Raw genomic sequence first — 22,648 nt, forward strand, 5'->3', positions numbered from 1 at the left:
ACTGTCATTCTATCTGGTACGGCCGTACGGCTGGGGGACGCGCCAGCGTTCGAAGGGCCTGTCCAGGGTGTAGGTGCCGTCCGGGCCCAGCAGCAGGGTCCTGGTCTCCGCGTTGCCGGGGTTGGTCAGCGACTCGAATTCGGCCACCGACCAGTGGAACCATCGCATACAGAAGAGGCGCATGGTCAGCCCGTGGGTCACCAGCAGCACGTTCGGCGGGGCGTCCGGCGCGTCGAAGCTGCGGTGGAGGGATTCCAGGAAGGCGCTGACCCGGTCGTAGACGTCGGCGCCGGACTCGCCCTGCGCGAAGCGGTAGAAGAAATGACCGTAGGCGTCCCGGTACGCCTTCTGGAGGCGCACGTCCTCGCGGTCCTGCCAGTTCCCCCAGTCCTGCTCCCGCAAGCGGGGTTCCTCTCTTATACGCACCAGTCCCGGATCGAGGGCGAGCGCCTGGAAGGTCTCATGGGTCCTGCGGTACGGGGAGACGAAGACGCTCACCCGTTCGTCGCCGAACGTCTCGCGCAGCCGCGCGCCGGTCTCCTCGGCCTGGACGCGGCCGGCGGCGGTGAGTCCCAGGGCATGGTCGGGCTCACGTTCGTACACCGTGTCGTCCGCGTTCCCCTGGGACTCGCCGTGCCGTACGAGGACGATGCGTCGCGGTCTTGCCATGCCCCGACCCTAGTGCCGCGACCGGCGATGTCCGCCCCCGGTGGGGCGGTGTCCGGCGTGGGCCCCCGGTGGGGCGGTTGTCCGGCGTGGGGCACAGCTTGCCGGGAGAGCCCTGGGGCTCTGTCCTCGATGTCCCCCCGCCCCTCGGTGGCGGCCAGGCGGCCGGTCACACCGTCCAGGACGCCTCGAGGTCGATGATGTCGCCCGCCAGCGCCGCCACGTCGGAGGCGGTCTGCGCGCGCAGGGTGAGCCGCTCGACCCGTTCGATCCGGTACTTTCCGTGCTCGGCGGCGGACTGCCACATCGAGAGCACGATGAACTCGTGTCCGGGTGCCTCCCCGAACAGTCCGCGCACCATTCCGGGCGACCCGGCCATCGCGGGGTTCCAGACCTTCTCCTGCATCAGGGCGAAATGCTCCACCCGGTCCTCGTGCACCTTGCAGTGCGCGACACGGACCACGTCCGCGTCGGTGAACCTCGGTTCGAAGCCGGTCTTCACGTCGAAGCGGTGGTCGAAGAGTTTGACCTGCGTCTCCCTGAACGTTCCGGACTGGGCGGCGGCCAGCCGGTCGTGCGAGCGCGCCATGAAGGAGTCGTAGAACGCGCGGCTCTCCCAGAAAGCGAACACATGGACCACGCCCGGCCGCGCCCGGCTCCATCCCCCGCTCTGTCCCCGGAAACCCGGCTCACCGAGCAACCCCGCCCATTTCCGCTGTCCGCGTTCGAAGCCTCGACGGTCGATCACGGTGCAGCGAGTCCACTTGACCAGCACGGCGCCATCGTACGGCGCGGAAGGTGGCGCCCGTCACGCCGCGGAACGGGCGATGCCCCTCCGGTACGGCTGTGCCCGGCGGGCGGTCTGCCCACACCGGCTCGGCGATCGTCGGCGAGTATTGGCCATGCTGACGTCAACCCGCCACATCCCACGGCGCGTTGTCGGTGCCACGGTCTAGCCTGGAGTACACGGTTCATATCACGGCCGGGATTCCCTCGGCCGGACCGCTGCCGGGCGAGACCACCCGGTCAGGACAGAGGGGGAATGGGTGAGCAGTCTCAACAGAGGAGTCTCCAAGGTCGAGGTCGCCCTCAAGTGGGATCCGAGCGCGCGGGGCGAGCCACCGCACGATCTGGACATCGTCGCGGCCACCTTCACGTCCGACGCCCCGAGCGAGCCCGCCTATCTGGTGCACTTCGGGAGCCGCTCGCCGGACGGCACGATCACCCTGGACCGGGAGAGCCGCAACGGCCAGGGCTTCGGTGACGACGAGGAGATGACGCTGGAGCTGGACCGGCTGGCCACGGAATACGTCCGTGTGGTGGTGGGGGTGGCGATCCAGCAGCGCGACGGGCGGCGGACGTTCGGCGACGTGGCCAACCCGGAGCTCCGCGTCATGGAGGGCTACACGGAGCTGGCGCGGCACGACTTCACCGGTCTCGACGGGGCCACCGCGGCCACCGTCGCCGAGTTCGCCCGTGCCGACTCGGGCTCGTGGGAGTTCCGCACATCCGTCCGTGGGTTCGACACCGATCCGCAGTCGTTCGGCGCCCTGATGGGCGCCTGACTCCGATCCGCGCTGTGCGCGTGCCCGAGCCCCACGTGCGCCCGGCCCGCACCGGGCCGCCGCGCGGGTGACGGCCCGGGCCACTCGCTTGCGTGCGGCCGGGCTCCCGGGGCCCGACCCTGACGAAAGAGCCCGGCTCTCAGTACGCCCCGAGGGGCGGCCGGCCGCATTCGGCCCACCGCCCCTCGGTTCTGCCGTCCGCCGCGACCACCGGTCGCGGCGGCGCCATCAGCTGCAGCCGCTGGTGGAGCCGCAGCCCTCGCAGATGTAGCAGGAGCCCGCCCGCTGCATCTTCGTACCGCAGGAGAAGCAGAGCGGCGCGTCGGCGCTGATGCCCAGCTGCATCTCGACCAGCTCGGCCGAGGTGTGCGCCTCCTTGGGCGCCGGGACGACGGCGGGCTTGGGCGCCGTCGGCTGCGGGGCGGCCTGCGCGGCCGGCCGCGGCAGGCTCTCCGCGTCGAGCGCCGCGTCGTCCAGGGACGGCTCGTACGAACCGGTGTCCAGGTGGCGCTGGCGTTCCTCGGCGGAGTGGATACCGAGGGCCGAGCGGGTCTCGAAGGGCAGGAAGTCCAGCGCGAGACGGCGGAAGATGTAGTCGACGATCGACTGCGCCATCCGTACGTCCGGGTCGTCCGTCATCCCGGCCGGCTCGAAGCGCATGTTGGTGAACTTCGAGACGTAGGTCTCCAGCGGAACGCCGTACTGGAGGCCGACCGACACGGCGATCGAGAAGGCGTCCATCATCCCGGCGAGGGTCGAACCCTGCTTGGACATCTTGAGGAAGACCTCGCCGAGACCGTCGTCGGGGTAGGAGTTGGCGGTCATGTACCCCTCGGCGCCGCCCACCGTGAAGGAGGTGGTGAGACCGGGGCGGCCCTTGGGCAGGCGCTTGCGGACCGGGCGGTACTCGATGACCTTCTCCACCGCCTGGCGGAGGGTCTCCTCGGCCTTCTCGGTGACCTTCTCCTCCTCCTTCTTCTTCGCGGAGAGGGGCTGGCCGACCTTGCAGTTGTCGCGGTAGATCGCGAGCGCCTTGACGCCCATCTTCCACGCCTCGAAGTAGACCTCTTCGACGTCCTCGACGGTGGCGGTCTCCGGGAGGTTGACCGTCTTGGACAGCGCGCCGCTGATCCACGGCTGGATGGCCGCCATCATGCGGACATGGCCCATGGCGGAGATGGAGCGCTCACCCATCGCGCAGTCGAAGACCTCGTAGTGCTCGGTCTTCAGGCCGGGCGCGTCGACCACCACGCCGTTCTCGGCGATGTGCGCGACGATCGCCTCGATCTGCTCCTGCTGGTATCCGAGGCGGCGCAGTGCCTGCGGCACGGTGCCGTTGACGATCTGCATCGAGCCGCCGCCGACCAGCTTCTTGAACTTGACCAGGGCGAGGTCGGGCTCCAGGCCGGTGGTGTCGCAGGACATCGCGAGACCGATGGTGCCGGTGGGCGCGATCACCGACGCCTGGGCGTTGCGGAAGCCGTTCTTCTCACCGAGGCGCAGCACGTCCTGCCATGCCTCGGTGGCCGCGGCCCAGACGGGGCTGTCGAGGTCGTCGACGCGGACCGCGGTGGCGTTGGCGTCGGAGTGCTGCTTCATGACGCGCTTGTGCGGCTCGGCGTTGCGGGCGTAGCCGTCGTACGGGCCGACGACCGCGGCCAACTCGGCGGAGCGGCGGTAGGAGGTGCCCGTCATCAGGGAGGTGATGGCGCCGGCCAGGCCGCGGCCGCCGTCGGAGTCGTACGCGTGGCCGGTCGCCATCAGCAGGGCGCCGAGGTTGGCGTAGCCGATGCCGAGCTGGCGGAAGGCGCGGGTGTTCTCGCCGATCTTCCGGGTCGGGAAGTCGGCGAAGCAGATGGAGATGTCCATCGCGGTGATGACCAGCTCGACGACCTTGGCGAAGCGCTCGGACTCGAAGGACTGGTTGCCCTTGCCGTCGTCCTTGAGGAACTTCATCAGGTTCAGCGAGGCGAGGTTGCACGAGGTGTTGTCCAGGTGCATGTACTCGCTGCACGGGTTCGAGCCGTTGATCCGGCCGGACTCCGGGCAGGTGTGCCAGCGGTTGATCGTGTCGTCGTACTGGATACCCGGGTCGGCGCAGGCCCACGCGGCCTCGGCCATCTTGCGGAAGAGGGACTTGGCCTCGACCTCTTCGATGACGTCCCCGGTCATCCGGGCGCGCAGCCCGAACTTGGAGCCGGCCTCGACGGCCTTCATGAACTCGTCGTTGACACGGACCGAGTTGTTGGCGTTCTGGTACTGGACGGACGTGATGTCGTCGCCGCCCAGGTCCATGTCGAAGCCCGCGTCGCGCAGGGCGCGGATCTTCTCCTCCTCCTTCACCTTGGTCTCGATGAAGTCCTCGATGTCGGGGTGGTCGACGTCGAGGATGACCATCTTGGCCGCGCGGCGCGTGGCGCCGCCGGACTTGATGGTTCCGGCGGAGGCGTCGGCGCCGCGCATGAAGGAGACGGGGCCCGAGGCGTTGCCTCCGGAGGAGAGCAGTTCCTTGGAGGAACGGATCCGGGAGAGGTTCAGACCGGCGCCCGAGCCTCCCTTGAAGATCATCCCCTCTTCCTTGTACCAGTCGAGGATCGAGTCCATGGAGTCGTCGACCGACAGGATGAAGCAGGCGGACACCTGCTGCGGCTGCGGCGTGCCGACGTTGAACCAGACCGGCGAGTTGAAGCTGAAGACCTGGTGCAGGAGGGCGTGGGCCAGCTCGTGCTCGAAGATCTCGGCGTCGGCGGACGAGGCGAAGTACTGGTGCTCCTCGCCGGCCTTCCGGTACGTCTTCACGATCCGGTCGATGAGCTGCTTGAGCCCGGTCTCCCGCTGCGGAGTGCCGACGGCCCCGCGGAAATACTTACTGGTGACGATGTTGACCGCGTTCAGCGACCAGAAGTCGGGGAACTCGACGCCACGCTGCTCGAAATTGACCGAGCCGTCGCGCCAATTGGTCATGACGACGTCACGGCGTTCCCAGACCACCTCGTCGTACGGATGCACGCCGGGGGTCGTGTGGATCCGCTCGATACGCAGACCCTTGCCGCCCTTGGCCCCCTTGGATCGGGTGCCTCGCGCCGGGCCGCTCGCCGTCTCTGTCATGCCGCCTCCCATATACGTACAAAAACGCCCTGAAGTGCCATGTTCTTCCCGTGGCACGGGGTGTTGTTTCAATGCCGGGGGAATGCGCGGAGCACACCCGGGGCAGGTCTTTTCTTCCTCACCGCGGAGCGGCCGGGATCGAGCCGGCCGATCAGTCCGCTGTGGTGGCGGCCACGGGGACCACGCCGGCCCCGTCGACGCCGCATTTCTCCGAGGGAGGCCGCTCGCGCAGTTCCGCGATGGCGGCCTCGAAGTCTTCGAGCGAGTCGAACGCCCGGTACACGGACGCGAAGCGCAGATAGGCGACCAGGTCGAGTTCCTGCAGCGGGCCGAGTATGGCCAGTCCCACGTCGTGGGTGGTCAGCTCGGCGCTCCCGGTGGCGCGTACGGCTTCCTCGACCCGCTGGCCGAGCTTGGCGAGGGCGTCCTCGGTGACCGGCCGCCCCTGGCACGCCTTGCGCACACCGGAGATGACCTTGGTCCGGCTGAAGGGTTCGGTCACGCCGCTGCGCTTGATCACCATGAGTGAGGCGGTCTCGACCGTCGTGAAACGACGGGAGCAGTCGGGGCACTGGCGGCGGCGCCGGATGGACGTCCCGTCGTCGGTGGTGCGGCTGTCGACGACCCGGCTGTCGGGATGCCTGCAGAAGGGACAGTGCATGGCTACCAACCCTCCTTCACAGCGCGACTGAATAGCCCCGTCAGGGCCCGGAACGAGCCCCTCGAAGCGACCCCCAGCATAGGTGATGCCATCTCCGACTCAGGACGGGGGCACCACAACTTCTGGGCGGCTCCGACAATCCAACCACTAGATCTGGGGTTTTATTGCACCCTGGGGCCCAGCGCGTGTCGCGCGTCGGCGCGGGCGGGCCGGGGGTGGGGGCGGGGTGTCGGGACCGGCCACGAGAGTACGGGAAGGGCGCGGCGCCCCGGCTTCCGGGCCACCCGGTGGAAGACTGACGGACACGCCCCGCACCGTGCCCGCGCCGTACCCGGTCGGTACGGTGACGGCCGGGACGCGGCGACAGCCGGGCGACACGCCTATACACCCGTTCGGCCACTCAAAGTAGGCACTCTTCGATTTTTCACTCGAACGTGTGTTTGGCGCAACCTTTCGAAAGCTACTACCGTTGTCCAGCCAGGGAGAACATTTCGAGAGGGGCCGACGTGACCACCACCGCAGACAGTGCCACCATCACTGCCCAGGACCGCTCCCAGGGCCGATTCGAGCCGGTGCATGCCATGAATGACGCAGTCATGAACCCGGAGGGTTCCAAGCCCACCCGCTCGCTGCCCGGCCGACCTCCCGGAATCAGGGCGGACAGCTCCGGTCTCACCGACCGGCAGCGGAGGGTCATCGAAGTCATCCGCGACTCCGTGCAGAGGCGGGGCTACCCGCCCTCCATGCGGGAGATCGGCCAGGCCGTGGGCCTCTCCAGCACCTCGTCGGTGGCGCATCAGCTGATGGCTCTGGAGCGCAAGGGCTTCCTGCGCCGCGATCCGCACCGGCCGAGGGCGTACGAAGTGCGCGGATCGGATCAGCCGAGCACCCAGCAGACGGACACGACCGGGAAGCCGGCCGCCTCGTACGTACCTCTCGTCGGCCGGATCGCGGCAGGAGGGCCGATCCTCGCGGAGGAGTCCGTCGAGGACGTCTTCCCGCTCCCCCGCCAACTGGTGGGCGACGGAGAGCTGTTCGTGCTGAAGGTCGTCGGCGACTCGATGATCGAAGCGGCGATCTGCGACGGCGACTGGGTCACGGTCCGCCGCCAGCCGGTCGCGGAGAACGGCGACATCGTCGCGGCGATGCTGGACGGCGAAGCCACCGTCAAGCGCTTCCGGCGCGAGGAGGGCCATGTCTGGCTGCTCCCGCACAACGCCGCCTACCAGCCGATCCCCGGTGACGACGCGACCATCCTCGGCAAGGTGGTGGCGGTCCTCCGCAGGGTGTGACACCTCGGCCACACCTTCAGCCACAGTTGCGGTACACGCCGGCTCCCTCTCGTGTACCGCAACTCCGTTTTACGGGTCACCGCCCGCGGGCCATCGCTGTACGGGCCCCCGCTTACGGGTTACCGCCCTTCGGCCACGGCCGAGGCGTCGATCGCGGCGAGTGACTTGCGTACCGTACTGCGGTCCGTGGTGTACCAGAAATCGGGCAGCGAGGCTCGCAGGAAGCTGCCGTAGCGGGCGTTGGCCAGCCTCGGATCGAGAACGGCCACGACGCCCCGGTCCCCGCTCGCCCGTACCAGCCGTCCGGCGCCCTGCGCCATCAGCAGGGCGGCGTGGGTCGCGGCCACCGACATGAAGCCATTGCCGCCCGCCTCCTCGACCGCCTTCTGGCGCGCGCTCATCAGCGGATCGTCGGGACGCGGGAAGGGAATCCGGTCCATCACGACCAGCTGGGAACTCGGCCCCGGTACATCGACGCCCTGCCAGAGCGAGAGCGTGCCGAACAGACAGGTCTTCGGATCGGCGGCGAACGCCTTGATCAGTTCGCCCAGCGTCTCCTCGCCCTGAAGCAGGATCGGTGAGTCCAGCCGCCCACGCAGCTCCTCCGCCGCCGCCTGGGCGGCGCGCATGGAGGAGAACAGACCGAGCGTACGCCCGCCCGCCGCCTCCACCAGCTCCGCCAGCTCGTCCATCATGTCGCCGCGCGAGCCCTCGCGCCCCGGCGTGGCCAGATGGCGGGCGACATAGAGGATCCCCTGCTTGCGGTAGTCGAAGGGCGAGCCGACATCGATGCCCTTCCACTGCGGAACGTCGTCGCCCCCGGTGCCTTCCGGCGCCAGGCCGAGCGAGGCGCCCACCCCGTTGAAATCCCCGCCGAGCTTCAGCGTGGCCGAGGTCAGGACCACGGAACGGTCCGTGAACAGCTTCTCCCTGAGCAGCCCCGACACGGACAGCGGCGCCACCCGCAGCGACGCGCCGAACCGGTCGTGCCGCTCGTACCAGACGACGTCCCACTCGGAACCGTTGGCGATCCGCTCGGCCACCCCGTGGATGGACTCGACGGAGGCGAGCGCCTGTTTGCGTACGACGTCCTCGTCCTGCACGGACTTGTCCCGGGTCGAGCCCAGCGCCGAGATGACCGTACGGGCGGCGTCACGCAGCGCCATCAAGGCATAGCCGAGATCCTCGGGAATCTCCTCCAGCCGTCCCGGCAGGGCCAGTTCCATCACCCGCTCGAAGGTCTCGGCCGCCGTCTGGAGCGCGTCGGCCGCCTTCTCGTTCACCAGCTTCGCCGAGCGTCGTACGGCCCGCTGCACCTGCCCGGGAGTCAGCTCTCCGGTGGCGACGCCGGTGACCCGGGAGACCAGCTCATGGGCCTCGTCGACAATCAGCACCTCGTGCTGCGGCAGCACGGGGGCGCCCTCGATCGCGTCGATCGCGAGGAGCGCGTGGTTGGTGACCACGACCTCGGCCAGCTTGGCGCGCTCGCGCGCCAGCTCGGCGAAGCACTCGGCGCCGTACGCACACTTCGTCGCCCCCAGGCACTCCCGGGACGAGACGGACACCTGGGACCAGGCACGGTCGGAGACCCCCGGCGTCAGAGCGTCACGGTCACCCGTCTCGGTGTCGTCCGCCCAGTCGCGCATCCGCAGCAGGTCCTGGCCCAGCCTGCTGGTCGGTGCGGCGGCCTCGAACTGGTCGAAGAGGGCGTCCTCCTCGTCCTGCGGCATGCCCTCGTGCAGCCGGTGCAGACAGAGGTAGTTGGAGCGCCCCTTGAGCATGGCGTACTCGGGCCGCCGGCGGAGCAGCGGATGGAGCGCGTCGACCGTGCGCGGAAGGTCGCGCTCCACCAGCTGGCGCTGGAGTGCGAGAGTCGCCGTGGCCACCACGACCCGCTCGCCGTGCGCCAGGGCGGGCACCAGGTAGCCCAGGGACTTGCCGGTGCCGGTGCCCGCCTGGACGAGCAGATGGGACGGGGTGTCGATGGCCTCGGCGACAGCCTCGGCCATCGCGACCTGGCCAGGCCGTTCCACGCCGCCGACCGAGCTGACGGCGGCGTGGAGGAGCTCGGGGAGTGATGGCTTCGTCATAGCCCGACCACCCTACGGGGCGCCACTGACAACGGTGGTCACTCGCTCGGAAGCCGGGCGGCGAGCGGGTTGGGTACGGTGCCCCGCACGGCGGCGTGCGGCCGCTCCGAGCGGTCCCGGTAGCCGTCGAGAAGCAGCCGGTTCCGGTTGAGGCACAGCCGCTCGATGCGCGGCGTGAGCAGGTCGAATGTCTCGAAGCGCTCCTTCAGCTCCGGGAACCGGGCCTGGTGGCGCAGAATCTCCGCCCGTACGAGGGACCAGAAGTCGTCCTCGGGGACGCCCAGCTGTTCCTGGCACAGCGGCGCCAGGTAGCGGAAGACACCGATGAAAAGCCCGGAATGGATGAACTGGGTGAGAAAGGCGGGCTCCTCGGTGAGGAGGGTCTCCTTCACGTCGTCGGGCATGCCGTCGTGCTCGGGCAGTGGCCTGGCGCTGATGTTCACGTCGTCCACGAAGTCCTTGATCGCCAGCCGTACCGGCACGTCCTGGCCGTCGAAGACGACGATGGCGTTCTCACCGTGCGGGGAGAAGACGGTCCCGTACCGGTAGAGGAAATGCAGCAGGGGCGGCAGGAGCGCGGCGAAGAGACGCTGGAGCCACACGCGGGGAGCGAGACCGGAGCGCTCGACGAGTTCGGCGGTGAACGCGCGGCCCGTCGGATCCGTATGGATGAGGGAGGCGAGGGTACGGGCGCGTTCGCCCGGGGCGAGCCGGCTGTGGAGGGGCTCGCGCCAGATGGCGCCGAGCAGTTCCTTGTACTGGTAGGGGACTTCGGGGAGCCGGTCGTAGAGGGGGTGTTCCACGGTCACGGAGGCGACCTCGCCGAGCAGGATCACCCCGCATCCGTCCCGCAGGAAGGGATCGCTGTCGCGGATGCCGTGCATCCACGCGGTGACGGCGGGGGCGGCCAGGGTGCGTTCGGTGGGCAGTCCGCGCCAGACGAGGGTGTTGAGGATCGACAGCGGCAGTTTGACCGTGTGCCGGCCGGGCCGGTCGATGTTGAGGAACGTACGGATGGACTGCTGCGGCAGGCGCAGATCACCGTCGGTGGGGAGCGGGACGATCGCTCCCTCGGCTATCGCGGGGGCGTAGAGCTGGACCAGGACCTCGTCCCACTGCCAGGGGTGCACCGGCAGGTAGAGATATCCGGCGGGGTCCAGTCCCCGGTCGCGCAGGACGGAGTCGAACCGCTCGCGCACGGGGTCGTCGAGTTCGACGGCGTACAGCCGGTCGGGGGCGTGGAGCGCGGGAACGCCCCGGTAGCTGGCGAGGGAGGTGCTGACGGCGATCCACGGGATCCTGGCCGGGGTGCGGGCCTCGGGTGCCCAGCGGTCCGTGTCGGTGGCGGAGAAGCCCACCCTGCCCTTGTTCAGGACGATCCAGGGGTGGCCGGTCTGGTGTCCTTCCAGCTCCGCGTAGTCCAGCTCAGCGAGGTCGGCGGCGGTGAGCGCGGTGTGGGCGAGCCTGGCGTCGGCGGCGAGGGTGGTGGTCAGCTCCCGTACGAGGTGTCCCAGGGTGCCGCCGTCGAGGCCGAGCAGCCGGCGCGAGAGCAGCAGGAAGCGCAGCGGGTCGGTGAAGGCGCGGCCGCCGGACTCCAGGGAGCCTGGATCGACGCGCCAGCTGCCGTAGGAGCCGCGTGCGGCGCGGAAGGTGAGCGTCTCGCCGCCGTCGAGCGTCAGGGAGTAGCGGTCCTCGGCCGTTGCGGAGTGGACGGGGACGGGCTCGACCAATTCCTCATACGCGAACTCCCCAATCATTTTGGCGAGAAGTGGACCACTTGCCCGGTTCCAGGCATGGGCGTTCAGCTCGGGTGGGGAGAACAGAACGGACGGATCGGCCGAGGCGTCGGCGGATATGGGGCCGGTGGGACCGGCGGAGTCATGAGTGGCAGGGGGCGTTGACACGAGGACTCCTCGGGTGGAGATCGAAACGGGGTGGAGCGGTGCGGATGACGAGTGTGGTGGGAGCGGGTGCCCGGTCCGTCACATCAGGTCACGTAAGGCGCGTTCGCGCACCATGAGCGCGGCTCGCTTGTCGGGAAGGTCGACCTCGGCGGAGAAGCGGAAGCCGGCGCTCAGAAAGGCCGCGACGGAGGGGGTGTTGCGCAGATCGGGTTCGGCGATCACACGCGCGCAGCGTGGGCGGTGGTCGAGGACGAGGTCGGAGACCGCTCGCAGCAGGATGGTCCCCACGCCACGCCCCCGGTCGGTGACGCCGCCGAGGAGCAGATGGATGCCGGTGTCGTGCGGGCGGGCCGGGTAATGGCGTGCCAGCGGGTCGAGATCGGCCCGGTACAGCTCCCAGTAGCTCATCGGGGTGCCGCCCAGCACACCGAGGAACGGGACGCTGCGCCCGTCGCCGTCGAGCTGAGTGCGCAGATGGGCGGCGGTGACCTCGTCCGGTCCTGACAGCTCCCAGAAAGCGGCCACGGCGGGGTCGTTCATCCAGCGGCTGATCAGCTCCAGGTCACGCCCGATCCGTACGGGGACGAGTTGGAAGACGCCGGCCGGGGTGGTGACCGGCCCCCAGCCGGCGGGGGCGTCGAGCAGGTCATCGGCCAGGGTGCCGGTGGCCGATGGTGCGGCGGTCACAGGGTCGCTCTCGCCGAGCGTGGCGACGAGTTCTTCGGACAGCCGCAGATCGAGGGTGTCCTCGGCGGCGCCGCGGAACGGCTGCGGCGAGCCGGGGCCGAGACCGGCGCCCGTGCCGGCCCCGGCGCCGGTCCCGGTGCTCGCGTCGCTGGGGGGCACGGTGCGCTCTCCTCTCGGCGGTTCGGTTGTTCGGCGGTTCGGTGTTCGGCGGTTCGGTGTTCGGCGGTTCGGTCTTCGGTGGGTCGGTCTTCGGTGGGTCGGCCGGTCGGGCGCGGGCTCGGTCAGAGGTGCAGGGGGTTGGTGATCGTGACATAGACGGACTGGGTGTCCACGGGGCCGACGAGTTCGTCGAGGCCGTGCAGCCGGGTGAGCAGGTTGGCCTTGCAGCGCAGGGTGGGGCTCTCCAGAAGCTGACCGGGCAGCGGGGAGCCGAGCCCGGTGGCGGTGGTGAGGAACTGCCGGAAGGCGGCGAGGAGGACGCGTTCGTCGGCGAGCCCCTGGGCGCCGAACGCCCCGATCAGTCCGAGGACATTGTTGATGCCGAGGTAGTAGGCGAAGCGCTCGTCGGTGACATCGTCCGGGACGAAGGTGTCGCTGACCGAGCCGATGCCGGGCAGCCTGCGCTCCAGGGAAGGACGGTGGGACTCGCGGAAGTAGTAGCCCTGGTTGTCGCGGTACCGGCCGCCGACGGGCCAGCCCTCGCCGTCGAGGATCACCAGGGTGTTCTGCTGATGGGCTTCCAGGGCGATGCCCGCCGTGCCGTCCAGCCAGAGCACCGGGCGTACGACGTGGTCGAGGTAGCGCAGGAACCACTCGGCGGCGACGGCTCCGACGGAGCGGCCGGTGCGGGCGGCGAGTGCGGTGACGGCCTCGGTCAGCCGCGTGGACATTCCCGTCCGGCCGGGAACGGGCCGGGGCGCGGTCAGCCCGGCGACGCACACGGCGTCGTCGCTCCGGGAGAAGGGGTTGTGCCGCAGCATCACGTCGAGGCCGGTCACCGGCTCCCCGTCCGGGGTGTCCACGGCCAGCCAGGCGGGGTCGCGCACGATGTCGAAGCCGGGGTGGGCGGCCTGCCATTCCTTGGCGAGTCCGCTGCGCAGCAGCCGGTGCACCTCGACGCCCCGGTGGAGTTCCTTGCGGAGGTTCTCACGACGGGAGTTGGTGATGCGTACGCCGAGTGAGAGCTTGAGCATGGCGGCGGCGCCGGGCCGGTGCACCGTACGGATGGAGGAGGTCGGGTGCCAGGAGTCCCCGTGAGGGCCCAGGTCGTGGAGAAGACCCGCGTCGAGCAGTCGCCGGACGGCCGGACGGTCCGTCACATCGCGTGCCTGCCACGGGTGGAGAGGGAGCGCGACGGTGTTCTCGGGAAGAGGCACGTCCCCGAGGAACCGGGCCGTGAGCCGCTCCGCGGGCAGCACACGCCCCTGCTCGGTCCAGGCCGAGTCGGTGGCGAGTACGGATCGGTCGACGGCCATCCAGTGGAGCGGGAAGGAGCCGCGCAACTCGGGTGAGTAGCGGCGCACTTCGGCCTCGGTGAGCCCTTCCCGGCTCTTGGGCGTGGGGTGCAGGGGGTGGCCGAGAAGCAGGGACTGTTCGGCCGTGAGGAAGAGGTCCGCGTCCTCGGGCGCGGCGGGGGCGCTGCGACGGTCCGCGATGAAGTCGGCGGTGCGGACCAGGGAGTCGGCGACCCGGCCCACCAGATCGGCGCCCTGGTAGCGCCCCGACTCGCGCCCCAGGAGGGCCGCGACGGTGACGGCTTCCGCGGCCGGGGCGTCCCGGGGGGCGTTCTCCAGGAAGGGCATGCCGAAGCGGTGCCAGCCGGTGGCCGACCAGTGGCGGACGGGGACGAGCAGTGCGGTGCCGCTGAGGTCGAGGGGAATCCGCAGCACCGTGCCGGGCGGCCGGGGCAGATTGGTCTCACGGACCCAGCAGCGCAGCAGATTCTCGACGGCCGCGGCGTCGGCCGCTTTCTGCGGGTCGGAGTGGTCGAGGTGATCCGCTGACGGAACTGCTCTCTCCAACTCATCTGCGCGAAGGGGATGTTGGTCGAATCCACCCGCCGGTTGACGTGGCACCGTCGCCGCCTCGGCGGTGGAGCGGCCGTTGGACTCGGGCACATCGGGTGAGGGTGTGGGATTCACGAAGAGGGCTTTCTTGTGAGGTGTCCGGGGTCAGTTGGACGGGCCGGATTCTTCCCGGCGGGGCGCGGTGCGCTCGGCGGCGGCCAGCGCGTCGGCGAATCGGTCGAGGACGGCGTCGGACTGCTCGTCGGTGAGGGTGAGTGGGGGAAGCAGCCGCACAACTGCCGGGCGAAGGGTGGCGAGTTCGACGATGAGGCCACGGCTCAGGCACTCCTGCCGGACAGCTGCCGCGAGCGCGGGGTCCGGCGGGGCAGGGTCACCTGCCGCCGGGGCGACGAGTTCCACACCGATCATGAGACCACGTCCGCGCACGTCTCCGACACAGGGGTGGTCGGCGGCGAGGGACCTGAGCCGGCCGAGCATGCGGGCGCCGAGCGTGGCGGCGCGGTCGGCGAGCCGGTTCTCCCGTACGTACGCGAGGGTGGCCGCGCCGGCCGCCATCGCGAGCTGATTGCCCCGGAAGGCGCCCGCGTGGGCGCCGGGCCGGCTGTCCAGGTCCTCGTGGTGGACGATCACCGCCAGGGGGAGCGAGCCGCCGATCGCCTTGGACATCACCATCACATCAGGGGTGATCCCACTGTGCTCCACAGCCCACAAGGTACCGGTCCGTCCCACGCCTGTCTGCACCTCGTCGGCGATGAGCGGAATGGAACGGTCCGCCGTGATCCGGCGTATTGCGCGCAGCCAGCCGTCGGGAGCGGGGATCACTCCGCCCTCGCCCTGCACCGGTTCGATGATCATCCCCGCCGGGGCGGGCAGTCCGCCCTCGGGGTCGTCCAGCAGGCTCTCGGTCCAGCGTGCGGCGAGTTCGGCGCCGCGTTGGCCGCCGGTGCCGAAGGGACAGCGGTAGTCGTACGGGTAGGGCAGCCGGGTCGTCGCCGAATCCGTGCCGCCGCCCGAGGCGGCGAGCGCTCCGCCGGTCGTCCCGTGACACGCCCCCGTGAAGGAGAGCAGTCCGGTGCGGCCGGTGGCGGTACGGACGAGTTTCAGGGCCGCCTCGACGGCGTCGGTGCCGGCGGGCCCGCAGAACCGCAGGCGGGCGTGGCGGGCGAAGCGGGGCGGCAGCGTGGCGAACAGCTCGGTGGTGAAGGCGTCCTCGACCGGCGTCACGAGGTCCAGGGCGTGCAGCGGGGCGCCGGAGTCCAGCACCTTCCTGATCGCCTCCAGGACCACCGGGTGGTTGTGGCCCAGCGCCAGCGTCCCCGCGCCGGACAGGCAGTCCAGATACCGTCGGCCGTCGGCGCCCTCGATCGTCAGCCCCCGGGCGCGTACAGGGACGACGGGGAGCGATCTCGCGTAGGTGCGGGCGGCCGGTTCGCGTGGGGACTGACGCCGGAGCAGGCCCGCGTGTGCGACGGTCGGGGCCGCCGGAGGCGGTTCGGTCACGGTCACGGCTGTCGGTCCTCCCGTGGTCACAGTGCGGTCCCCCGTCAGTACGGGGCCCGCCCGTCCGGTGTTCGACGGAGGCGTGCCGCCTCCGTCCCGCACCTACCAACGACGGCGCGGGCCGGGGATCACGGCCCGTCGGGAGATCCTTGACTCCTTGACCTCGCGGAGCGGTGGCACGCCCCTCGGGAGGCGTGCGGGGGCGGGGAACCGCCGCCCTGCCGCGCGCTGTTCCCCTCGGCACCGGCATAGTGGTGGCCGCGTCCCGCCACGGCCATCGCGAGCGGACGCGCCATTGGTTTCGTTGTTCCGAAATGTTCCGAAGTCCCAGGGGGATTACGCCATGCGACCCATTCGCCCGACCTTCGCCGCACGCCGTGGAGGGAGCGCACGGCGCGGCACCTCCCCCGTTCTCGCGGGTGTCTCCATAGCCGCGGCCCTCGTGCTCACGGCGACAGGCTGCGGTGCCGACGAGGACACCGCCGCGGACCGGCCCGGGGTCTCGGCGACCGACGCGATCACCATCCCCGACGATCTCAAGGACCGGCTCAAGGAGCACGGGATCGACATGGACAAGTGGCGGGGTGGTGAGTGGAAGAACTGGGACCGCGACACGTGGCTGCGCGAGGCCAGGGACTACGTCAACCCCATCATCGAGGACCTCTGGGACCCGGACCGGATGCGGGACGCGGAGCAGCCGCCGGAGAACCCCGTGGGCGCCGAGGACATCTCGGCCGACGAGGGAGTCACCGACCCGGAGCCGGAGCCGGTCGCCGCGCAGCCGGTGAGCGCGCCGTACGGCGAGAACGCGCCGCAGTCCGGGAAGTTGTTCTTCGACGGCCCCGACGGCTCGATGGTCTGCTCGGCGACGGTGGTCGAGGACCCGGCCCACCCCGGCAAGTCCAATATGGTGTGGACCGCCGGTCACTGCGTACACGCGGGCAAGAGCGGGGGCTGGTACCGCAACCTGGCCTTCGTCCCCGCGTACAACAACCAGGCGCTGTCGACGGCGGACCTGGAGACGGCGTCCAAGGAGCAGATCGCCCCCCAGGGTTTGTGGTGGGCGGACTGGGCGCAGACCTCCGAGCAGTGGATCTCCGACGGCTCCGCGACGGGCGGTCAGGGCGCACCGTACGACTTCGCGGTCATCCACGTCACTCCGGAGAAGGGCTCCACCCGCAAGTCCCTGGAGGAGACGGTCGGTTCGGCTCTGCCGGTCGATTTCGACGCTCCGGCCACCGCGCGGATCACGGATCTGCGGGCGACCGGCTATCCGGCGGCACCGCCGTTCGACGGGCAGAAGCTCTTTCAGTGCGACGACGCCCCGGGCCGGCTGTCGTTGAACGCCGACGATCCGACGATGTACCGCATCGGCTGCACCATGACCGGTGGTTCGTCCGGTGGCGGCTGGGTCGCGACCGGCCGGGACGGCAAGCCCGCCCTGGTGTCCAACACGTCCATCGGCCCGGTCACGGCGGGCTGGCTGGCCGGACCGCGACTCGGCGATGTGGCGCAGGGCGTCTACAACGGTGTCAGCAAAAAGTTCGCGGACCAGTGACGAGGCGGCCGCGCCCCGCCCTCACCGGCCGGCCGCGGCGCGGCACGCCTGACCGGAACGGGCCCGCCCCCTCGTCATGAGGGGGCGGGCCCGTCCGCGCAGGGGACCGGTCCCGGTAGCCGGGTCCGGTCAGCCGGCCACCGGTACGTACGGGGCCAGCGCCGCCGCCAGTTCCTCGTGGACCCGCGCCTTGAGCACCGTGCCCTCCGGGGTGTGTTCCTCCGAGAGCACCTCGCCCTCGGCGTGTGTCCGTGAGACCAGGGCGCCCTGGGTGTACGGCAGGAGCACCTCGACCTCGACCTCCGGGCGCGGCAGCTCCTCGTCGATCAGTGCCAGCAGCTCGGCGATTCCCTGTCCCGTACGCGCCGAGACCGCGATCGCGTACCGCTCGGCCCGCAGCAGCCGCTGGAGCACCAGCGGGTCGGCGGCGTCGGCCTTGTTGATCACCACGATCTCGCGGACGTCCAGCGCGCCCACGTCACGGATGACCTCGCGCACGGCGGCCAGCTGCTCCTCCGGCGCGGGGTGCGATCCGTCCACCACATGGACGATGAGGTCGGAGTCGCCGACCTCCTCCATCGTGGACCGGAACGCCTCCACGAGGTGGTGCGGCAGGTGCCGGACGAAGCCGACCGTGTCGGCCAGGGTGTAGAGACGGCCGCTCGGTGTCTCGGCCCGGCGCACGGTCGGGTCCAGGGTGGCGAACAGCGCGTTCTCCACCAGGACACCCGCGCCGGTCAGCCGGTTGAGCAGCGAGGACTTGCCGGCGTTGGTGTAGCCGGCGATCGCGACGGAGGGCACCTTGTTGCGCCTGCGCTCCTGGCGCTTCAGCTCGCGGCCGGTCTTCATCTCCGCGATCTCCCGGCGCATCTTCGCCATCTTCTCGCGGATCCGGCGCCGGTCCGTCTCGATCTTGGTCTCACCGGGGCCGCGGGTGGCCATACCGCCACCGCCGCCGCCACCCATCTGCCGGGAGAGCGACTGACCCCAGCCGCGCAGCCTCGGCAGCATGTACTGCATCTGGGCCAGGGCCACCTGCGCCTTGCCCTCACGGGACTTGGCGTGCTGGGCGAAGATGTCCAGGATCAGGGCCGTGCGGTCGACCACCTTCACCTTGACGACATCTTCCAGGTGGATCAGCTGACCGGGGCTCAGCTCACCGTCGCAGACGACCGTGTCGGCGCCGCTCTCCAGCACCAGGTCCGCCAGCTCCTGCGCCTTGCCCGAGCCGATGTACGTGGCCGGGTCCGGCTTGTCACGACGCTGCACCACGCCGTCCAGCACCACGGCACCGGCGGTCTCGGCGAGCGCCGCCAGCTCCGCCAGCGAGTTCTCCGCGTCCCGCACCGTGCCCGAGGTCCACACACCGACCAGCACCACGCGCTCCAGCCGCAGCTGGCGGTACTCGACCTCGGTGACGTCCTCCAGCTCGGTGGAGAGACCGGCCACCCGGCGCAGGGCGGCGCGCTCGGAGCGGTCGAGCTGATCGCCGTCCCGCTCTCCGTCGATCTCGTGGCTCCAGGCGACGTCCTCTTCCATCAGGGCATCGGCCCGAAGGCTGTCCGTGCGGGGGTCCGCGAAGCTCTGCGCGGCCTGGGAAGGGGAAGAAGAGGAGGTCATTGGATCCTTACGTCGAAAGAGAGAAGTCCGTTACACCCGTCACAACGCGTGACGGCCGGGATTGATTCCCGGCCACGTCGCCGACTCGTCGATGGTGACACGCTTCGGCCCCGCCGTCACTCCGGTTTCGGCAGTGGTTCCCGGGCCCCGCGCCCGGCCGCCGGTGCCTCGCTGCGCCAGTCCGGGTGGCCGGGCATGGGCGGGGTCTTCGCGCCGTACAGCCACGGGGTGAAAAAGCCGGCGAGGTCGCGTCCGGCGACCCGCGAGGCCAGGGAGACGAAGTCCGCCGTCGTCGCCGTCCCGTCCCGGTGGCCGTTCACCCACTGGCGCTCCACGCGCTGGAAGGCGTCGGCGCCGATCTCCTGGCGCAGGGCGTAGAGGATCAGGGCGCTGCCGTCGTACACCACCGGCCGGAAGAGGCTGATCTGCTGGCCCGCCGTCGGGGGCTCGGGGGCGGCCGGGGGCCCGCCCGCCGCGCGCCAGCCGTCGGACCGCGTGTACGCGGCGCGCATCCGCTCCTCCAGCGACCTGCGAACAGGTCCCGATGTCGGCTTCGGGGTCTCCTCCTCCGCGTACCGCGCCTCGTACCAGGTGGCGTGCCCCTCGTTGAGCCACAGGTCGGACCAGCGGTGCGGCGAGACGCTGTCGCCGAACCACTGGTGGGCCAGCTCGTGGACCATGACGGAGTCGACGTACCACTCGGGGTACTCGGGGCGGGTGAACAGGGAGCGTTCGAAGAGGGAGAGTGTCTGGGTCTCCAGCTCGAAACCGGTGTCGGCGCCCGCGATCAGCAGGCCGTACGTCTCGAAGGGGTACGGCCCGACCTGCCGCTCCATCCACCGCAGCTGCTCCGGGGTCTTGCGGAGCCAGGGCTCCAGCTTTTCGCGGTCCGCCTCGGGCACCACGTCCCGGACGGGCAGTCCGCGCGGCCCCGCGCGGTGGACGACGGCCGAGGTGCCGATGGAGACCTGTGCCAGTTCGGTGGCCATGGGGTGATGGGTGCGGTACGTCCAGGTCGTGTTCGGGCCGCGCCGGGTCTTCCCGGCGGGGAGACCGTTGGCGACGACGGTGAGCTTTTCGGGGGCGGTGACGCGGAAGGTGTAGTACGCCTTGTCGGCGGGGTGATCGTTGCCGGGGAAGACGCGGTGGCCGGCGTCCGCCTGATTGGCCATGGCCAGTCCGTCGGAGGTGCGCAGCCAGCCGCCGCCCCGGCCGTTGGGGTCGCTGGTGTGGTTGACGGTGATCCGCAGGCGGGTGCCGGGCTCGACGGGTTCGGACGGCGTGAGCACCAGATCCTCGCCCGCCGTGGCGAACTCCGCCTCGGCGCCGTTGACCTCGACCGAGCGGACGGTGCCGTGGGTGAAGTCGAGGTTGACGCGGTCCAGGGGCCGGGTCGCCAGCGCGTCGATCTTGGTGACCGCGTCCAGCGGCTTGGTGTTGTCACCGCTGTAGGTGAAGGCGAGGTCGTAGGTCAGCACGTCGTAGCCGGGGTTGCCCAGATAGGGGAAGAGCGGATCGCCGATGCCCAGCGGTGCGGGCGCGGGCAGGGTGGCGGCGACGAGGGTGGCCGAGGCGGCGGCCAGCAGGGCGGCGCGCAGTCGGCGGGAGGTGAGCGGCATGCGCCATCGCTACCAGCGCCCGCCGGGCGCGCGGCGACGGCGCGCGCCGCGCACACCCGAAAGGGGCAGGTCAGGTGGGAGCGGGCCGCCGGATGGCGCGATGCGCCAGGTTGACGCGTGCCGCGGCCGCCCCTCCGGAAGGGACCCGGGAGGGGCGGGCGTTCAGGTCGTGGCGGGCTTCTGGGCGCGGCTCACGTCATACACGCCCGGTACGTCGCGCATCGCCCGGATCAGAGCGGGCAGGCCGGCGGCGTCGGGGAGTTCGAGCGTGTAGGTGTGGCGTACGCGCTGCTCGCTCGGCGGCTCGACGTTGGCCGCGACGATCGCGGCGCCCGCCGTCGCGATGGCCTCGGTGAGGTCGGCGAGCAGTCGGGGCCGGCCGAAGGACTCGGCGTACAGCGTGACCCGGTACTCCGGTGCGTCGTGCCAGCTCACCGCGACCGGCGTCCGGTCGAGGGCGCGCATCCGCTCGACCGCGCGGCACTCGCGCCGGTGGACGGTCACCACACCGCCGCGCACCGAGAAGGCGGTGACCGCGTCGGGCGGTACGGGGGTGCAGCAGCCGGCCAGCCGTACGGTCGCGCCCGGCAGGTCCACCACGGCTCCCGCGACATCGCGCCGGTCGGAGCTGACGGGCTGGGGGGCGCGCGGCACGGCGGCGGGCGGCCCCTCGGTCCGGGGGTGCGCCGCGAGCCAGCCGGTGATCGCGATCCGCGCGGCGGGGGTGTGGGCGTGGTCGAGCCACTCGGGCGCGGGTCCCGAGGCGGCGTCGCGGTCCAGCAGCAGCTGGACCGTGTCGCCGTCCCGCAGGACGGTGCTCAGCGGCGCCAGGCGGCCGTTGACGCGCGCGCCGAGACAGCCGTGGGCGCCCTCGCCGTGCTGGGCGTACGCGGCGTCCACGCAGGTCGCGCCGGGCGGCAGCCCCAGCATGCCGCCCTCGGCGCGGAAGACGGTGATCTCCGCGTCCTGGGCCAGGTCGGCGCGGAGCGTCGTCCAGAAGGTGTCCGGGTCGGTGGCGGCCTGCTGCCACTCCAGCAGCCGGGAGAGCCAGCCGGGCCGGGTGGGGTCGGCGCGCTCGCCGTCCGCCGGTTCAGCGGCGGTCCGCGGATCCGTACCGTCCGGGCCCGTGCCGCTGTCCGCGGCGGTGTACGGATTGCCGAGCGCGACGACGCCGGCCTCGGCGACCTTGTGCATCCGGTGGGTGCGGATGAGGACTTCGGCGACCGCGCCGTCCGGGCCCGCCACGGCGGTGTGCAGCGACTGGTACAGGTTGAACTTGGGCGCGGCGACGAAGTCCTTGAACTCCGAGATCACCGGGGTGAAGCAGGTGTGCAGCTCGCCGAGGACCGCGTAACAGTCGGCGTCCTCCCCCACCAGCACCAGCAGCCTGCCGAAGTCCGTGCCGCGCAGCTCGCCGCGTTTGAGTTCCGACCGGTGTACGGAGACGAAGTGCCGGGGCCGCACCAGGACCTCCGCCGCGATGCCCGCGTCGCGCAGCACGCGCCTGACGTCCTCGGAGATGGCGGCGAGCGCGTCCCCGGCGGTGGCGTTGTCCGCGATCAGGGCGCGGGTGTGCGCGTACTCCTCGGGATGGAGGATCGCGAACACCAGGTCCTCCAGCTCCGTCTTGAGCGCCTGGACGCCGAGGCGTTCGGCCAGCGGGATGAGGACGTCGTGGGTGACCTTGGCGATACGGGCCTGTTTCTCGGGACGCATCACGCCGAGGGTGCGCATGTTGTGCAGCCGGTCCGCGAGCTTGATCGACATCACCCGGACGTCGTTGCCGGTGGCGACGAGCATCTTGCGGAAGGTCTCGGGTTCGGCCGCGGCCCCGTAGTCGACCTTCTCCAGTTTGGTCACGCCGTCGACGAGATAGCAGACCTCGTCGCCGAACTCCGCCCGGACCTGGTCGAGCGTCACCTCGGTGTCCTCGACGGTGTCGTGGAGGAGCGAGGCCGTCAGGGTCGTTGTCTCGGCGCCCAGTTCGGCGAGGATCAGCGTCACGGCCAGCGGATGCGTGATGTACGGCTCGCCGCTCTTGCGGAACTGCCCCCGGTGGGAGGCTTCGGCGAGCACGTACGCCCGGCGCAGTACGGCGAGATCGGCGTCCGGGTGGTGCGCGCGATGGGCGTCGGCGACATGGCCCATGGCGTCGGGCAGCCGGTCCCGGGAGGCGGGGCCGAGAAGCGCCGCCCTGCCGAGTCTGCGGAGGTCGATCCTGGGAAGGCCGCGTCTGCGGCTGTGGGCACCAGGGGTGGTGGCCTCTGCACTCATGGGGCGCCTCCGGCAGCATCGACCGGCGGTGGATGAGCGGGAGCGCCCTCCGGGCCGGTGCTTGATGCTATCGAGCC

Annotated in this window: 15 protein-coding genes; 3 read left to right on the top strand and 12 right to left on the bottom strand. The window is 70.9% G+C overall.

Translation table 11 applies throughout. The features are described from left to right. Positions 1-9 precede the first annotated feature (9 nt). Together ACFY6S_RS07195 and ACFY6S_RS07200 are read right to left on the bottom strand one after the other, a co-directional pair. Positions 10-669 (bottom strand): histidine phosphatase family protein, encoded by a 660-nt coding sequence (locus tag ACFY6S_RS07195; RefSeq protein WP_388823748.1) that lies wholly within the window; start codon positions 667-669, stop codon positions 10-12. A 166-nt stretch (positions 670-835) separates the two neighbouring features. Continuing rightward, complete coding sequence (locus tag ACFY6S_RS07200; protein ID WP_388823750.1) at positions 836-1,441, bottom strand: YdbC family protein; 606 nt, start codon at positions 1,439-1,441, stop codon at positions 836-838. 271 nt (positions 1,442-1,712) lie between these two features. On the opposite strand from ACFY6S_RS07200, the gene ACFY6S_RS07205 reads away from it, so the two are divergent. Further along, complete coding sequence (locus ACFY6S_RS07205) at positions 1,713-2,231, top strand: TerD family protein (protein WP_388823752.1); 519 nt, start codon at positions 1,713-1,715, stop codon at positions 2,229-2,231. Between the two features lie 228 nt (positions 2,232-2,459). On the opposite strand, the gene ACFY6S_RS07210 is transcribed toward ACFY6S_RS07205, so the two are convergent. Continuing rightward, positions 2,460-5,339: a vitamin B12-dependent ribonucleotide reductase gene (locus ACFY6S_RS07210; RefSeq protein WP_388823754.1), complete on the bottom strand. Its 2,880-nt coding sequence runs from the start codon at positions 5,337-5,339 to the stop codon at positions 2,460-2,462. 151 nt (positions 5,340-5,490) lie between these two features. After that, the gene (gene nrdR, locus ACFY6S_RS07215; protein WP_388823756.1) at positions 5,491-6,000 is read right to left on the bottom strand and encodes a transcriptional regulator NrdR; all 510 of its coding nucleotides are present in this window, start codon (positions 5,998-6,000) and stop codon (positions 5,491-5,493) included. Between the two features lie 506 nt (positions 6,001-6,506). Here nrdR and lexA point away from each other — a divergent pair. Beyond that, positions 6,507-7,292, top strand: a complete 786-nt coding sequence (gene lexA, locus ACFY6S_RS07220) for a transcriptional repressor LexA (RefSeq protein WP_388823758.1) — start codon at positions 6,507-6,509, stop codon at positions 7,290-7,292. Between the two features lie 119 nt (positions 7,293-7,411). Here lexA and ACFY6S_RS07225 read toward each other — a convergent pair whose 3' ends face one another. The 5 genes from ACFY6S_RS07225 to ACFY6S_RS07245 all read right to left on the bottom strand — a co-directional run bounded on the left by ACFY6S_RS07225 (position 7,412) and on the right by ACFY6S_RS07245 (position 15,506). Next, positions 7,412-9,382, bottom strand: coding sequence for an ATP-dependent DNA helicase (locus ACFY6S_RS07225; RefSeq protein ID WP_388823760.1), 1,971 nt, complete (start codon positions 9,380-9,382; stop codon positions 7,412-7,414). Between the two features lie 38 nt (positions 9,383-9,420). Further along, positions 9,421-11,286 (bottom strand): IucA/IucC family protein, encoded by a 1,866-nt coding sequence (locus ACFY6S_RS07230; RefSeq protein ID WP_388823762.1) that lies wholly within the window; start codon positions 11,284-11,286, stop codon positions 9,421-9,423. A gap of 78 nt (positions 11,287-11,364) precedes the next feature. Then, positions 11,365-12,132: a GNAT family N-acetyltransferase gene (locus tag ACFY6S_RS07235; protein WP_388823764.1), complete on the bottom strand. Its 768-nt coding sequence runs from the start codon at positions 12,130-12,132 to the stop codon at positions 11,365-11,367. A gap of 122 nt (positions 12,133-12,254) precedes the next feature. Further along, entirely contained in the window at positions 12,255-14,114 is a 1,860-nt protein-coding gene (locus ACFY6S_RS07240; RefSeq protein ID WP_388823766.1) for an IucA/IucC family protein, read from the bottom strand. 30 nt (positions 14,115-14,144) lie between these two features. Further along, entirely contained in the window at positions 14,145-15,506 is a 1,362-nt protein-coding gene (locus ACFY6S_RS07245; protein ID WP_388823768.1) for a diaminobutyrate--2-oxoglutarate transaminase family protein, read from the bottom strand. A gap of 337 nt (positions 15,507-15,843) precedes the next feature. On the opposite strand from ACFY6S_RS07245, the gene ACFY6S_RS07250 reads away from it, so the two are divergent. Next, a complete protein-coding gene (locus tag ACFY6S_RS07250) occupies positions 15,844-17,058 on the top strand; it encodes a trypsin-like serine peptidase (protein WP_388823770.1) in 1,215 nt (404 codons plus the stop codon). A 129-nt stretch (positions 17,059-17,187) separates the two neighbouring features. Here ACFY6S_RS07250 and hflX read toward each other — a convergent pair whose 3' ends face one another. The 3 genes from hflX to ACFY6S_RS07265 all read right to left on the bottom strand — a co-directional run bounded on the left by hflX (position 17,188) and on the right by ACFY6S_RS07265 (position 22,571). After that, positions 17,188-18,678 (bottom strand): GTPase HflX, encoded by a 1,491-nt coding sequence (gene hflX, locus ACFY6S_RS07255; RefSeq protein ID WP_388823772.1) that lies wholly within the window; start codon positions 18,676-18,678, stop codon positions 17,188-17,190. 116 nt (positions 18,679-18,794) lie between these two features. Beyond that, on the bottom strand, positions 18,795-20,297 hold the full coding sequence (locus tag ACFY6S_RS07260) for a M1 family metallopeptidase (RefSeq protein ID WP_388823774.1): 1,503 nt from the start codon (positions 20,295-20,297) through the stop codon (positions 18,795-18,797). Positions 20,298-20,459: 162 nt separating this feature from the next. Next, positions 20,460-22,571 carry a RelA/SpoT family protein gene (locus tag ACFY6S_RS07265; protein ID WP_388823776.1) on the bottom strand — a complete coding sequence of 704 codons (2,112 nt, stop codon included), beginning with the start codon at positions 22,569-22,571 and terminating at the stop codon, positions 20,460-20,462. Positions 22,572-22,648 lie beyond the last annotated feature (77 nt).

Origin of the sequence: Streptomyces sp. NPDC012835, assembly GCF_042900885.1 — a bacterium.
Lineage (GTDB): Bacteria > Actinomycetota > Actinomycetes > Streptomycetales > Streptomycetaceae > Streptomyces.

Excerpts from the sequence above, each read along its gene's own strand:
- ACFY6S_RS07250 (WP_388823770.1), top strand. The coding sequence starts at position 15,844 with ATGCGACCCATTCGCCCGACCTTCGCCGCACGCCGTGGAGGGAGCGCA.
- ACFY6S_RS07225 (WP_388823760.1), bottom strand. The coding sequence starts at position 9,382 with ATGACGAAGCCATCACTCCCCGAGCTCCTCCACGCCGCCGTCAGCTCG.
- hflX (WP_388823772.1), bottom strand. The coding sequence starts at position 18,678 with ATGACCTCCTCTTCTTCCCCTTCCCAGGCCGCGCAGAGCTTCGCGGAC.
- ACFY6S_RS07195 (WP_388823748.1), bottom strand. The coding sequence starts at position 669 with ATGGCAAGACCGCGACGCATCGTCCTCGTACGGCACGGCGAGTCCCAG.
- ACFY6S_RS07260 (WP_388823774.1), bottom strand. The coding sequence starts at position 20,297 with ATGCCGCTCACCTCCCGCCGACTGCGCGCCGCCCTGCTGGCCGCCGCC.
- ACFY6S_RS07210 (WP_388823754.1), bottom strand. The coding sequence starts at position 5,339 with ATGACAGAGACGGCGAGCGGCCCGGCGCGAGGCACCCGATCCAAGGGG.
- ACFY6S_RS07265 (WP_388823776.1), bottom strand. The coding sequence starts at position 22,571 with ATGAGTGCAGAGGCCACCACCCCTGGTGCCCACAGCCGCAGACGCGGC.
- nrdR (WP_388823756.1), bottom strand. The coding sequence starts at position 6,000 with ATGCACTGTCCCTTCTGCAGGCATCCCGACAGCCGGGTCGTCGACAGC.